Genomic DNA, 14,196 nt, shown 5'->3' with positions numbered 1-14,196 from the left:
TCTTTTTCAACATTTTTTCACTATTTCAGGTCGATGCACTTCTCATAGCATGCGTCACATGCCTTGATAACCGCATTCCGCAAACCATACTCCTCCAGGACGCTGACCGCGTAGATCGTCGTGCCACCCGGCGAGCAGACATCATCTTTGAGCGCGCCCGGATGCTTGCCGGTCTCGAGTACCATCTTCGCACTGCCGACAACGCCCTGCGCCGCCATCCGGTAAGCCACATCTCGCGGCATGCCGTACTTAACGCCCGCATCTGCCAGCGCCTCGATGAACATATAGATGTATGCCGGTGCACTGGAACTGATACATACAACCGCATTCATCATATATTCCGGAACGATCTCCATCATACCAAAAGATTCAAAGAAATTGCTGATCATCTGCTTTTCTGTCTCTTCAAACAGCTTCTTGTCGTAGCAGACACCTGTCATACCCTCGCCGATCAGCGCCGGCGTGTTCGGCATCGCACGCACGATACGGCGGTCACCGCCCAGCTTCTCATTGACACTGTCAATCGTGATACCCGGTGCAATCGAAATAATAATATTTTCTTTCGTTACATGGTCCTTGATATCTGCCAGTACATTGTCATAAAACTGCGGTTTTATAGCTAATACAATATATTTTGCATTTTCCGCACAATCCTGGTTTGTGTCAACCGCCTTGACACCTGTCTCTTTCTCTATCTGTGCCACTCTCCGGCGGTTCAGATCCGTAAAAGTGATGTCTTCCGTTTTATATTTGTTCAGCAGGCTTCGCATGATCGCATAGCCGATATTTCCCATTCCGATAAAACCAATTTTCGCCATAATCTTTGTCTCCCTCCATCTGCCATCCGGCACTTCCCTGCCGGATGATCCTCCATTTGTTGTCTGACTGCAGCTGCTCTTTCCAACAGCCACATCTGGCTTTCTATTCAGCATCTTGGTAACGGTTCAATCTTCTTACCATTACGCCACAATAAATGCATGAAGCTACTAAATAATCACTATTTTTCAACTCTATCATGCTATAATACTCGTCTTTTGGACAGTTTGCAAGCAAAATTTCTCCGCCTGCCTTCACGCTCACGGCCCTTTATTTTACCCTGCCCATGCAAATTTTCAGTCTGTCCAAAAAACAGAGTTTCCGTTTTCCGCTTCATGAAAAAAACCTGTATTTTTCTGTATTTCTTTCTCTCTCAAAAAAGATGTAAAGAATGTGCCTTGGCACATTCTGGCGTCTCGCGCGGTCGCTTGCGACATGTTTCTGCTTCGCGCGAGCGCGCATCCTCGCGGAGCGTTTTTTTGTTTCATAGGACGCAATTTCCCATGAAACAAAAAAGTCTTATGAATGTAATGTATCTTCATCCATAAGACTTTTATTTTCATGCTTAAGTTTACTCCATGCAGCCCTGCTGCCGGGTTTTATTTGGCGTACTCGGTAACTCTCGATTCACGGATTACATTGACCTTGATCTGTCCCGGATACTGTAACTCTTCCTGAATCCGCTTTGAAATCTCTCTCGCCATCAGAACCATATCATCGTCGCTGATCTGTTCCGGTACAACCATGATACGCACCTCGCGACCTGCCTGAATTGCATAGGATTTATCAACACCCTTATAGGAATTCGTGATATCCTCCAGCTGTTTCAGTCGGTTGGTATATGTTTCCAGAGTCTCTCGTCTCGCACCTGGGCGTGCCGCTGAAATCGTATCAGCTGCCTGTACCAGACATGCAATCAAGCTCTGTGGCTCTACATCGCCGTGATGGGCTTCCACCGCATTGATAACGGTTGCGGACTCTTTGTACTTCTTACAGAGTGCCACACCCAGTTCTACGTGAGTTCCCTCCTGCTCGTGATCGACTGCCTTTCCAATATCATGTAATAAACCTGCACGTTTGGCGGTCCGTACATCGACGCCCACCTCAGCCGCCAGAAGTCCGGCTAACTGTGCAACCTCAATCGAATGCTTCAATGCATTCTGACCGTAGCTTGTCCGGAATTTCATCTTACCAAGCAACTTGACAAGTTCCGGATGAATACCATGAATGCCAACTTCCAGAAGAGCCGCTTCGCCCTCCTCGCGCATCATGTTTTCCACTTCTTTCTGTGCTTTCTCTACCATCTCTTCGATTCTGGCTGGATGAATTCGTCCATCCACAATCAGACGTTCCAGTGCAATACGCGCCACCTCTCTCCGGATCGGATCGAAGCCAGACAGGACAACTGCCTCCGGCGTATCGTCGATGATCAGTTCCACGCCCGTCAGAGTCTCCAGTGTACGAATATTTCTTCCCTCACGTCCGATAATTCGTCCCTTCATCTCATCATTCGGAAGCTGTACGACTGATACGGTTGTCTCAGCCACATGATCCGCAGCACAGCGCTGAATCGCTGTCACCACATAATCCTTGGCTTTCTTCTCTGCTTCCTCTTTAGCTTTCGCCTCGAGATCTTTGATCAGCTTCGCCGTATCATGCTTTACATCTTCTTCCACGGAACGCAGCAGATATTCCTTTGCCTGTTCAGAGGTTAAACCAGAGATCTTCTCCAGTTCCAGCATACCTTTCTCATAGAGAGCCTCTGCCTCCGCAGTCTTTCTCTTGAGTGCCTCCTCCTTGACATTCATACCCGCTTCACGCTTTTCCATCGCTTCTGCTTTTTTGTCCAGGTTTTCTTCTTTGCTCAGTACACGTCTTTCATAGCGCTGAAGCTCAGCTCTTCTTTCCTTTGTTTCTTTCTCAAGCTCATTCTTTGTCTTTAACGACTCTTCCTTCGCTTCAAGGAGAGCTTCTCGCTTCTTTGTCTCAGCAATTTTCAATGCTTCATCTATTATTTCCCTGGATCGTTCTTCTGCGCTTCCAATCTTCGCCTCATATGTCTTCTGGCGATGCTGGTTCGCAACGACCCAAGTAATAGCTGCTACAATAACACCTGTAACGATAACCGCAATTATTACTTGTGACACAGGAGCACCTCCTTATTTAGTTTTCATTGTACGAAAATACAATACTATAATTTTAAACGGTTTTATACAGTATGTCAAGCAGAATAAGCGCTTCCTAACCAGCTTCCTGAGGCACCTTCAGACAGCATTCTGTTCTGTTTCATAATACATTTGCACGTTCACAGTCATGAAACAAAATCCATTCAAAATTATCTTTGGTAAATGACTCTGCGCCTGAAAGTCAACTAAGTGCATCCTCCTGCTCCTTCATCTCTCTCCGGATATCTTCCCATGAAAATCCCCGCCTCATCAGATAGGCAATGATCTTTTTTTCCTCCTCCGGCGCTGTCTCTCCCGCCCTGTAATGCTTCTTCTCAAGCAAGACGCGGATTGCCTCGCCCGAATCATGTTCTGTCTCTTCCAGCTGCTCCCGGATGATCTCGCGCGATATGCCTTTTCGCTGCAGGTAAAGCTTCAATTCCGCCTGGCTTTTCCGCTTTCCATGAACCTGCAGGTAATTCGCCGCATATCTGGCATCGTCCACAAAATGATATTCCTGCAAAAATCCAATCGTCTCCTGCACGATCGAATCCGGATACCCGTCCTGGAAAAGGCGGCGGCACATTTCTCCTTCCGTCCGGTCCTGCACCTTCAAAAGATTCAGCGCCCGCTCATGTGCCCGGCGGCTTAAAAGATCCAAAAGCTCCCTCTCCGTTCTTTCTTCCAAAACCGCGCCCTCACAGACACCGTATTTTTCTAATTCCCCATTATATAAAAGAAAGGCAAAGTCCTCATCCGTGAAAACTTTGCACTTTCTCTTATCCAGGGATTCTACGCGTTCAATCCGCATATACAGCCCCTTTTCATAGCTACAGTTCACACGCTGCCAGCTGTAACTTTTCCTGTCACTGTTCACACATATGTACCCTGTAACAGGATTTTGCTCTATTTTTCGTCCTCTGCGTCCACTCCTACCGGCGGAAGCTCCGTCGGTGCTTCCTTGGACGCCTCCGGCATCATCGTGTCTTCGGAAAGTCCGTATTTGACACGTACCTTGTTCTCAATCTCAAGGCAGATTTCCGGATTTGCTGCCAGGAAATTCTTCGCGTTCTCGCGTCCCTGACCGATCTTGCTACCCTCATAAGCATACCAGGCGCCGCTCTTCTCCACGATGTTCTCCTTCGCCGCCAGATCCAGGATATCGCCCTCACGGGAAATACCTTTTCCGAACATGATATCAAACTCTGCCTCACGGAATGGCGGAGCAATCTTGTTCTTCACAACCTTGATGCGGACACGGTTTCCAATCACTTCGCCACCCTGCTTCAGAGACTCAATTCGGCGGACATCCATGCGGACAGAAGAATAGAACTTGAGCGCCCGTCCACCGGTCGTAACCTCCGGGTTGCCGAACATGATACCAACCTTCTCACGTAGCTGGTTGATAAAGATAACGATACAATTTGAACGGCTGATTGCTGCGGTCAGCTTTCTGAGTGCCTGCGACATCAGACGTGCCTGCAGACCTACGTGGGAATCACCCATCTCGCCGTCAATCTCTGCCTTCGGAACCAGTGCGGCAACCGAGTCCACAATCACGATATCGATCGCACCGGAGCGCACCATCGTCTCGGTAATCTCAAGCGCCTGCTCGCCGTTGTCCGGCTGGGAGATATACAAATTATCGATATCAACACCGATCTTCTTCGCATATGCCGGATCGAGTGCGTGCTCTGCATCGATAAATCCAGCGATACCGCCTCTCTTCTGTACTTCTGCCACCATATGCAGGGCAACCGTCGTCTTACCACTGGACTCAGGTCCGTATACCTCGATGATTCGTCCCTTCGGAACACCGCCCAGTCCCAGTGCAATATCCAGGCTCAGAGAGCCGGTCGGAATCGTCTCTATATTCATATTCGCACCAGAATCACCCAGCTTCATCACTGAGCCTTTTCCGTATGCTTTCTCAATCTGTGTCAACGCAGCATCCAATGCTTTCAGCTTGTCTTCTTTATTCATCTTTCCCTCCAAAACGCCGCTCCGCGGCCAATCACGAACAAATGTTCTAAACTTAGCTCTATCATAGCGGATCCGGCTGTAAATGTCAACTGTTTTCTTTTGGTTTTCCCCCGGACGCACTGCAGGATGCTGCCGGATCTATAACCTGATTCTGCGATTCAAAGTATCTACAATTATATCATTTTCCGGCTGGTTCTGTCTATTATTTTGCCGAGAAAAGCTGCTGCCCGAACTGTTCACACATGTGTGCCCAGTAACGGGATTTTGCCGATGCTTCGCATTCCAAATCGGCAAAATCTGCTGCCAGAACTGTATCGTACGGAATTTTCAGTTCAGAAAATTCCTACCTGTGAGCAGTTACGCTGCCACCATTACTGTTCACACAAAACCTTCCGTTGCAAAAATGCCTGCCTGTACACGTCATCTGGCACCGACCCGCTTCTACTCTAACAGCCGCCCGATATCCAGCGCTCCCCAGCCCTGCTGGTTGCGCGGCAGCCCCAGATCCACTGCCCGCTCTTTAAAGCGAAGCTTCACATCCCGGTTCGTCATGTCCGGGTTCTGCTCCAGCAGAAGCGCTGCCGCCCCCGCGACAAGCGGCGTAGACATGGACGTCCCGCTCTTAAAACGGTACCCGTTCCGCCGCAGGTTACAGCTAACAATCCGTGATCCAGGCGCCACAATGTCCGGCTTGCAGATGCAGGCGTCCGTCGGACCCCGCCCCGAATAGTCCACCATACGGCTGCCTGCCACCTCCACCTCCCGGTCATCATCCGCACATCCCACCGTGATGACCTTCCGGCTGATCCCCGGCGTCGTGATCGTGTGCGCGGCTGGACCATTGTTACCCGCTGCCACCACGACCACATACCCGGCATCCCACGCCGCATCGACGCCGCGCACCAGAGCCGAATCCTCGCTCATTCCCTTCGGTGTAAAGGAGCCAACCGATATATTGATAATCCGGATCCCGTACTGGCTGCCATTCTGGCGCACCCAGCGAAGCCCTGCCAGCACATCCGATACATAGCCATTTCCCCTCTGATCCAGCACTTTCAGGCAGACCAGCTGCGCTCCCGGTGCCACCCCCTGATAGCGTCCCGCCGACGCCGCGCCGCTGCCGGCAATCATCCCTGCCACATGCGTTCCATGCCCATTGTCATCATACGGCTGCTGCTTTTTCTTAAGGAAATCCCGAAATCCGTAAACACAATTTTCCAAATCCGGATGCAGAAATACCCCTGTGTCCAGGATCGCGACCCCGACGCCTTTTCCTGTCAGTCCTCTTCTGTACGCCTCATTGCAATGAATCCATTCTCTCGCCCGGTTCACAGGAAAAAGCCCCCATATCCTTCCCTTACTGTTAGAATATGGGGCTTTCGCCGTATGTGAATGCAGCCTGCTATTTGTGGAAGCTGTAATAGACGGTTCCGCCTGCCAGTCCACCGCGGAACTGCGCCAGCTCACTGACCGTCACCAGCTGATAGCCACGCTCCACAAGCGCCGGAATGATCGTGACCGCCGCGTCACCGGAAGCATTGTAAAGCTCATGCATCAGAACCACCGAGCCATCTTTTACCTGGTTTAACACGGTCTGCACCGACGAGGCCGCATTGCGCGTCTTCCAGTCCAGCGTATCCACATTCCAGAGTACGATCGGCTGGCTGATATTGGCAAGCACCGTGCTGTTTTTTCCACCGCCCGGAAGACGGACTGTTTTCGGTGCCTCGCCTGTGATCGCGGCAACCGCCTGATTGCAGGCATCCACCTGCTGACGAATCTCCTGTGGGCCTAACTTCTGGAGATACTTGTGATCCTGCGTGTGATTTCCAATCTCATGCCCATTGGCATACATCCGCTGAATCTCACTCTTATAGGAATTCACACGGTTTCCGACCACATAAAAGGTCACACGACCGCCGTACTGCTCCGCGCAGTCCATGATGCGGTTTCCAACCGGAGCATACGGACCATCGTCAAAGGTCAGTGCCACCATCGGTGCATTCGGATCGATATAACGACCGCCGCTGGCTACCATTCCATCCGGAACCTGGCTGTCCCCCTGCTCCGTTCCCTGTGTCTCAGAAGCAGTCTGTCCGTTATTTCCTGTCTCCTGGTTCTCTGTTGTCTGCTGTCCTTCCGCTGCGCCAGCATGATTCTCGCTGCCAGCAGCCGTCTGTGCATCCCCCGCCTCATTCTGGGAACCGGACGCCCGCTCCCGCCTCTGAATCAGCTCCATATCCGATGCCGGTCCGGACGGCACATCATCCGCATACGCCGCAAACGACGCCCCTACCGTACAGACCGCCGTAAGTAACAGTGCTGCTGCTCTCATTTTCCATGTTTTTCTCATACCGCTCCAAACCCTCCAAATCGTTTTCTTTTTCTTCTGCCATTCCGATGCAATCCGGAACAGCCAACCATGTGACATACTCACGTACAATGGTTTTATTATATCACACTCTTCCTTTATTAAGAACACTTCGTCCCATTTTACTTCTTACATTTTTCTGACAAGGTTAGTGTTTACGCATACGTGCCCGGTAACGGAATTTGCCGTGGCTTCGCATTTAAATACGGCAAATTCCTGCTGCCGCCACGTTCTCTTATGACGCTTTCGATCCCAAATGTGCCTGCCTGTAAACAGCTCCAAAGAATATTCATAAGTATTTTTAATAAATATTTCATATTGTGTAATACACCTAATATATGCTATGATAAAAATGATGTCGTTACGCATCACAACGCGTGCAACGTAACACATGGAGTTTATTGACAAAAGAGTTGAAAGGAAGTAACAAATGGGCGGATTTTTTGGTGTCACATCAAAAACAAACTGTACACTGGATCTTTTTTTTGGTACGGACTATCATTCCCATCTGGGAACACGACGCGGTGGTATGGCGGTTTATGGAGAAAACGGTTTCAGCCGTTCTATCCACAATATCGAGAATTCCCCGTTCCGTACAAAATTTGAGCACGATGTCGATGAAATGCAGGGTAACATGGGCATCGGCTGTATCTCAGATATGGAACCGCAGCCTCTGTTAATTCAGTCGCACTTAGGAAGCTATGCCATCACCACAGTCGGCAAGATCAATAATGAAAAAGAGCTGATTCAGGAAGCATTTAAGAAAGGGCATATTCATTTCATGGAAATGAGCGGCGGCAAGATCAATGCAACCGAGCTGGTCGGCGCCATCATCAGTCAGGCAGATTCCCTTGTTGAAGGTCTGAAACTGGCACAGGAAAAAATCAAGGGTTCCATGACCATTCTCCTGCTGACCCCGGAGGGCATCTATATCTCCCGTGACCGCCTCGGACGTACCCCGGCGATCATCGGACGCAAAGATGGTGCGTTCTGTGTTTCCTTTGAAAGCTTTGCATACATCAACCTTGGATACACGGACTACAAAGAACTGGGACCGGGCGAGATCGTCCGCATGAACGCCGACGGCGTAGAGGTACTCAGCCCGGCTCGCAAGGAAATGAAAATCTGTTCTTTCTTGTGGGTTTACTACGGTTATCCGACCTCCTGCTACGAAGGAATCAACGTCGAGGAAATGCGGTACCACTGCGGTCGTATGCTTGCCAAACGCGATCAGTCCGACGCCGATCTGGTAGCCGGAATCCCAGATTCCGGTATCGCACATGCAGTCGGCTACGCCAATGAATCCGGCATTCCATTTGCCCGTCCATTCATCAAATATACCCCGACCTGGCCGCGTTCCTTCATGCCGACCAATCAGAGTCAGAGAAACCTGATCGCACGTATGAAGCTGATCCCGGTAGACGCCCTGATCCGAGACAAGAGCCTGCTCTTAATCGACGATTCCATCGTCCGCGGCACCCAGCTCGGCGAAACAACCGAATTCCTGTATCAGAGCGGTGCCAAAGCAGTACATATCCGTCCGGCTTGTCCGCCGCTGCTGTTTGGATGTAAATATCTGAACTTCTCCCGCTCTAATTCCGAGCTGGACCTCATCACACGCCGCATCATCCGCGACCGTGAGGGCGACAATGTTTCCCCAGAGCTTCTGGATGATTACGCAAACCCAGACAGCCAGAATTATAAGGAAATGGTCGAAGAAATCCGTAAACGCTTAAACTTTACCTCCCTGCAGTTCCACCGCCTCGACGATTTAATCGAGTCGATTGGTCTGGAACCGTGCAAGCTGTGTACATATTGCTGGAACGGAAAAGAATAGTTATCAAAATGGCAGCCTGTCAGTTTTTCGCTGATAAGCTGCCATTTTATTATCTACTTCTGTCCCGTCACCATCATATAACGGTTATGTGCATCCTTCAGACAGGCAATAAGCGGCTTCTGGGTCAGTGCAAAATACCTTTCCCGGATACTCTGCTGCATCTCGTCCAAATCTGTTTTCAAACTCTTTCCAAGCAGCATCGACACAACAAAATTGCGCGTCACCGACAAAATCGTATTGCACTCCAGGTCCAAGATCTTTCCCGTCGCCCGTTCCACCACAAAACTCACGTAAAACTCGCCATGCAGGCTGTAAATCGCGTCCTCCTTGCTCGGCTTCGCCTGGCCGACAACCAAAATGGTATCATCCTTATACATTATATCGTTTCCCCTTTTCTTTGGAACTGCCGTAACGGTTCAGTCCCTTCACAATTACTGGTTTTATGATACCATGATCCGTGGAAAGGTACAAGCTACGCTTCCTCGGAACCGTATAAAATGTCATGAATTTCCTGTTCACTTTTGCCTGTTTTTTCAGCAATCGTTGATTCTGATTCACCGCTCATGAACAAACGAAAAATGGTTCTGGTTTGCTGTATGCCCTTTTCCATCCATCTTTCCGCCAATCCTTCACCCAAATTACACATCTGATTCAGCCTCCCTTCCAGTTCTTCTGTCATTGTGATCTAAAAAAGCTTTACCAATCTCCCAGCATTCCGTTTGTTTAAATGGCTGGATATAACGTAAACAGCAGCCTCCTCTGTGTTTCCACTGACAGGCTGCCATTTTAATTCATTTTTTTAATGCCTCAAATATCCGCTCCAATTTCTGTATCTTTTATCTTCCAGCAAACCACACAAATAAGCACCTCCAAAAAATAAAAATATCTAAACCAGAAATTCAAGAACTCTATTTTCTCCCAGAATCGATATCTCCACCAATCTCTCGGTACCTCCTCCGTCCGCAAGACCCTTACAGTCGCTCCTAAGATTCCATACTCTTCTCCATTCATTATTTCGCCAAATGCTGCATCTGTTTTAAGGAACCTCTGAAACCATGTCCGATGTGGATATGGTATGCCTTTTATTACCATTTCTCCTTCATTTGAATCATCTATATACTCATCTGCATACACTTCTCCATAATGCTTATTTACATAGCTTTGATATTCCCGCAACAAAAAGCTTGACGCAAATAAAAACACAACTAAAAAGGTCCATTGAAGCACCTTTCTCATTTTTGCCCCCATCCGTCTCCCTTTCAAGTATCTGCTAAACCTAAATAACAGGAATCCCACAAGCAAAATACTAGCCAGATACGCCGGGATTCTCAAGGACGACCAAAACGGATAGTTTTTCATTCCATGCACCCCTACCAGAAAATATGGATCAAATAAGAACTCAATCGCGAATACATACGATATCACTGCTGGAACCATATTTAAAATGGCAAACACAATCATAAAATTCATAACTGCTTTTCGAAGCAAACTAGCTTTTCGTCTACTCATCCTCTTCCCCTGCCTGTAATCTTTTATTTTTCCAAACTATTGCCGGTATCCTTCCCTTCTTTCGATTTCTACAATTAAATCGCGGTTAGCCAGCTCATATTCATTAAATACAGAATCACTGATTATACTATGCTCCATATTTCGATACCACTCATACTGCATATAAAATGGATAGTATTGCTTATTTTCGTTAAAAGCAAATCCATGTCTGGCGTACAATTCATTTCTGGCATACCCCAGCAATGTCTGAAAATCATATTCTTCGGAATTACGAAGCGCATAAACTTCCTCTTCCATTAAATATCTTACATCACTATCAGGGAAAATGAAACCATTTTTGTCAAATATAGAATTATTTGATTCTGTTTCTATATCTTCTGATTGATAATTAGCTTCCGTCTGCGCATCTCCTATAACCCCGTTTAGTTCCATCAAAAATGCTATCAGCATACTAAAAACTATGCAGCTTAAAACTATGATAAGATTTCTTTTGGCTTTCATTAATTTTTCTTCTGTACAAGCTGACTTTACCTGCTCTTTCATTACCACATCTGCTTGTACCAGTGCATTCTCAATACCAGCAAAATCAATGAATTCTTTACACCTGTAAATCACATAATTTAATTCCTTATCCGTATCAGAAGAGACAGCCACTTCCTTTCTGTACAGGTTCAAACGCTTCTCCATATCTTCCAATTTCTTCGACAACCTATTGTTATACTCATTATTTCGGATTTTCTTCTCCAAATTCATGCTGAATCCACATAGCAGAACCGTCATTAAACATACATAGGCAAACGCCGAAGAATTCATTTGAACATTGATACATTCAAATTTCCATCGAAACATTACGATTAAACAAAAAATTCCAACTATCCCCCTGCTCAGAAGGATCTTGCGGGTATTTGCTAACGTCAAATCGCTTACTTGATACGCCCCATTCACTTCAATCCGTCTAGCCCTGCATTTATTTTCTGTTTCTTCTAATGTCTCCATTGTTTTTTCACACGCTCTTCGATACTCATGTTTCCATTCCTCTTCTGCCGCATGTTTTATTTTAATAACCGTTCCATAACATTCTTTTGGCGCTGTTTCTAACAATCCAACCGGGATTACATAATTTCTTTGATTGATAGACACACCAATCAGACGCCCTTTATCCTCTTTACATATAAATGAATATTTTTTCAACAAGAACGGCGAATTTTGTATAATCGGATTACAGCAGCATTTTTTATAAATTTCTTTATATGTTCTGTATGCCTCTGTTGTATAAGTATATATGTTTTGACCATACCGCTTCAAATCATCCAATAATTTTGTATTGCCATCAAGAGAAGAATAATACTCCATATGTTCCACAACCCAGGTAATCACCTGTGCTTCCCGGCACTCCTGCTCTATCCATGTTCCAAACTCTGCCATCTTCTGCACCCTTTCTTACCTTAATCTAAAAAGATATGCACCTGCAGCACCAAGAATGGCACCAAATAAAACTGCCATAAAAAGCATTAAATATTTCATCCATCTTCTATCTTTTTCTTTATTCACAAATTGATCTAAAATTGTATCTGACCATTCATTCTGAAGCATACGCAATATACCCGAATTTACTTTGAGCAAAACGGCTTTTGCCTCTTTTTTTGTTAAAAGCACATCACTATACAAATAATAAGAAAGAAGCGGCTTTTTTAACTTTTGGTCGATCTGATCTGCCATATAAAACAGAGACTCAAAATGTTTCACCTCAAACGCCTTCAATTCTAACAAAGCATCCAGCAGCCTCTTTTCTCTCTGTAATAATGCCACCATTACCTGTTCACTTTCCTCCGAAGCTGTCTCAATATATTTCAGCAAGCCCTCCATTTCATACGGTTCTAATTGAAACTCTTCTTCAAAAACGTCCAGTATATATGTAATCTGGCGGTAGCCCTTTAAGATATACTTTTGTACGGTTAAAAGATTCCAATATGTTTTTGAAACATCCTCCCAGCAGCTCCAGGTGACTCTTCTCGCTTTTTCTAACTCTTCTATAAATGCACCTTTCCGTTCCAAAAGCTCCATCAAATTTTTATATCTATCCGGCTTTAAAAGTGCTTCACAGCATTCTAAAAAGCGGCGATATTCCTCATACTGTCCCATGTCCTGAAAAGCAGTCCGATTCGCCAGGGTGTCATCCAGACAATCCGCCAATTCCGTTGAAAAAAAAGTATAATTTTCTTCATATATAATAGCCTGATATTGCCGTTCCAATATTTTCCAATTATCAAGATTCCACTCCTTACTCTGTATGAATCTTTTTATTTTTACTTTTTCTTCTTCTGTTTTTTGCCGAATGCGTACCTGCAATACCTGGATAACATCATCCAGTGAATCTAATAACTCACTTTTTACTTTCTCAAATTTCTTTGAATCAGGCATGGTTTTCAACCATTCTGCTTTTATCTTTGTAAAAAATATTTTCTGTTCTCTCTCATCCTGATGACGTTGGCAGACTCCTGCAATCACCGCTTCATTTTCCCAATTTACAAAATCTTCCAGGCAGAAATCTAAACCCGCTATCTCCTCCGTAAAATCTAATGCTGTGTGCATCTCCTCATCAAACCGTTCCATGCCCTGACGCTTCAAGATGTCTTTCAAATACACACGATAGCTTTCCTGTAAATTCTCCGTCAAAACTCTTTTACTGATGACAGCCTGAAAGACCCGAAGCACCTGGCTTTCGCCCCCATTCCTCCGCTCTGTATCTGCAAATGAAATCCATTGCCTCCATGATTCTTCGCATACAGGTTCAAGCCAATACGTTTTATTCCTATACAATACAATATGATCCCTGACCGTCGCGTCTTCCAGTTCAAATGCCCTCTGGAATTCCATGAATAATTTTTCTCTGCTCTCGTCAGGTACATCAATCAGCATTCTGGAAAATTTCTTTAACTCTTCCGGTGCATATTCCAAATCTTCATTTTTTTGTTTCTGTGAAAGATCTATCACGATCCCCTTTAATTTTCCAACCGCTTCCCTTGTATAAAGTTGCATTTTTACCCGATCTGGAATCCGGAATGCTGGATCCGCATAGGTAGAAAAACCGGCAGTCATTCGGATATTGTACGGAATATATCGATAAACTGAAGCAATAATATCCAATGCCCGGTGATTGTAATTATCCCCCTCTTCATCTACAATCACTTTTATTTGTTCAATATAACTATCCGCTGCATATAAAAGTGCTGTTACTAAGGAATATAAATGCTCCTCTGACAGTGCATATTCATTTGGAACATATTGCTCCTGAGGCAGCTCGATTGTATCTATATTTTGATTTTTATAAGCATTCAGCTTCACATCCGCCAGAAAACCAGCTCTCAACAGATTCAGGAAATACTTCCCATATAGCTCCTTATCTGATTCAAACAAACGCATATGCGTATAGCTGCATAATGTAGTATAATTCGTCATTCTGGCATTCTTTACCAGCAAAACATTCTTCCTGTTACTCTCTAATAAATCCGTTG

The 14,196-nt window shown here is 46.1% G+C and carries 12 protein-coding genes; 1 reads left to right on the top strand and 11 read right to left on the bottom strand.

What is annotated here, in order from left to right:
- Nucleotides 1–20 precede the first annotated feature (20 nt).
- The 6 genes from proC to DW085_RS06155 all read right to left on the bottom strand — a co-directional run bounded on the left by proC (nucleotide 21) and on the right by DW085_RS06155 (nucleotide 7,317).
- The gene (proC, locus tag DW085_RS06185; protein ID WP_022359673.1) at nucleotides 21–818 is read right to left on the bottom strand and encodes a pyrroline-5-carboxylate reductase; all 798 of its coding nucleotides are present in this window, start codon (nucleotides 816–818) and stop codon (nucleotides 21–23) included.
- 597 nt (nucleotides 819–1,415) lie between these two features.
- Nucleotides 1,416–2,963 carry a ribonuclease Y gene (rny, locus tag DW085_RS06175; protein WP_118491856.1) on the bottom strand — a complete coding sequence of 516 codons (1,548 nt, stop codon included), beginning with the start codon at nucleotides 2,961–2,963 and terminating at the stop codon, nucleotides 1,416–1,418.
- A 220-nt stretch (nucleotides 2,964–3,183) separates the two neighbouring features.
- On the bottom strand, nucleotides 3,184–3,822 hold the full coding sequence (locus DW085_RS06170) for a regulatory protein RecX (RefSeq protein WP_147353929.1): 639 nt from the start codon (nucleotides 3,820–3,822) through the stop codon (nucleotides 3,184–3,186).
- Between the two features lie 65 nt (nucleotides 3,823–3,887).
- Nucleotides 3,888–4,964, bottom strand: coding sequence for a recombinase RecA (gene recA, locus DW085_RS06165; protein WP_022359677.1), 1,077 nt, complete (start codon nucleotides 4,962–4,964; stop codon nucleotides 3,888–3,890).
- 441 nt (nucleotides 4,965–5,405) lie between these two features.
- Nucleotides 5,406–6,296, bottom strand: coding sequence for a S8 family peptidase (locus DW085_RS06160; RefSeq protein WP_118491854.1), 891 nt, complete (start codon nucleotides 6,294–6,296; stop codon nucleotides 5,406–5,408).
- 70 nt (nucleotides 6,297–6,366) lie between these two features.
- On the bottom strand, nucleotides 6,367–7,317 hold the full coding sequence (locus DW085_RS06155; protein WP_118492005.1) for a polysaccharide deacetylase family protein: 951 nt from the start codon (nucleotides 7,315–7,317) through the stop codon (nucleotides 6,367–6,369).
- Nucleotides 7,318–7,765: 448 nt separating this feature from the next.
- Here DW085_RS06155 and DW085_RS06150 point away from each other — a divergent pair, with 448 nt between their 5' ends.
- Nucleotides 7,766–9,172, top strand: coding sequence for an amidophosphoribosyltransferase (locus DW085_RS06150; protein ID WP_118491852.1), 1,407 nt, complete (start codon nucleotides 7,766–7,768; stop codon nucleotides 9,170–9,172).
- A gap of 53 nt (nucleotides 9,173–9,225) precedes the next feature.
- Here the strand turns inward: DW085_RS06150 and DW085_RS06145 are convergent, their stop codons facing one another.
- The 5 genes from DW085_RS06145 to DW085_RS06125 all read right to left on the bottom strand — a co-directional run bounded on the left by DW085_RS06145 (nucleotide 9,226) and on the right by DW085_RS06125 (nucleotide 14,161).
- Nucleotides 9,226–9,549: a DUF3870 domain-containing protein gene (locus tag DW085_RS06145; protein ID WP_022359681.1), complete on the bottom strand. Its 324-nt coding sequence runs from the start codon at nucleotides 9,547–9,549 to the stop codon at nucleotides 9,226–9,228.
- A 95-nt stretch (nucleotides 9,550–9,644) separates the two neighbouring features.
- On the bottom strand, nucleotides 9,645–9,818 hold the full coding sequence (locus tag DW085_RS19080) for a hypothetical protein (protein WP_182430812.1): 174 nt from the start codon (nucleotides 9,816–9,818) through the stop codon (nucleotides 9,645–9,647).
- 161 nt (nucleotides 9,819–9,979) lie between these two features.
- Nucleotides 9,980–10,681, bottom strand: a complete 702-nt coding sequence (locus DW085_RS06135; RefSeq protein ID WP_118491848.1) for a hypothetical protein — start codon at nucleotides 10,679–10,681, stop codon at nucleotides 9,980–9,982.
- Nucleotides 10,682–10,717: 36 nt separating this feature from the next.
- On the bottom strand, nucleotides 10,718–12,106 hold the full coding sequence (locus DW085_RS06130) for a YARHG domain-containing protein (RefSeq protein WP_118491846.1): 1,389 nt from the start codon (nucleotides 12,104–12,106) through the stop codon (nucleotides 10,718–10,720).
- Between the two features lie 15 nt (nucleotides 12,107–12,121).
- Nucleotides 12,122–14,161: a hypothetical protein gene (locus tag DW085_RS06125; RefSeq protein WP_147353928.1), complete on the bottom strand. Its 2,040-nt coding sequence runs from the start codon at nucleotides 14,159–14,161 to the stop codon at nucleotides 12,122–12,124.
- Between the last annotated feature and the right edge of the window lie 35 nt (nucleotides 14,162–14,196).

This window comes from Clostridium sp. AF50-3 (assembly GCF_003477445.1).
In the GTDB taxonomy this organism is placed as follows: domain Bacteria; phylum Bacillota; class Clostridia; order Lachnospirales; family Lachnospiraceae; genus Otoolea; species Otoolea fessa.
This window is presented reverse-complemented; position numbering and strand designations above follow the sequence as displayed.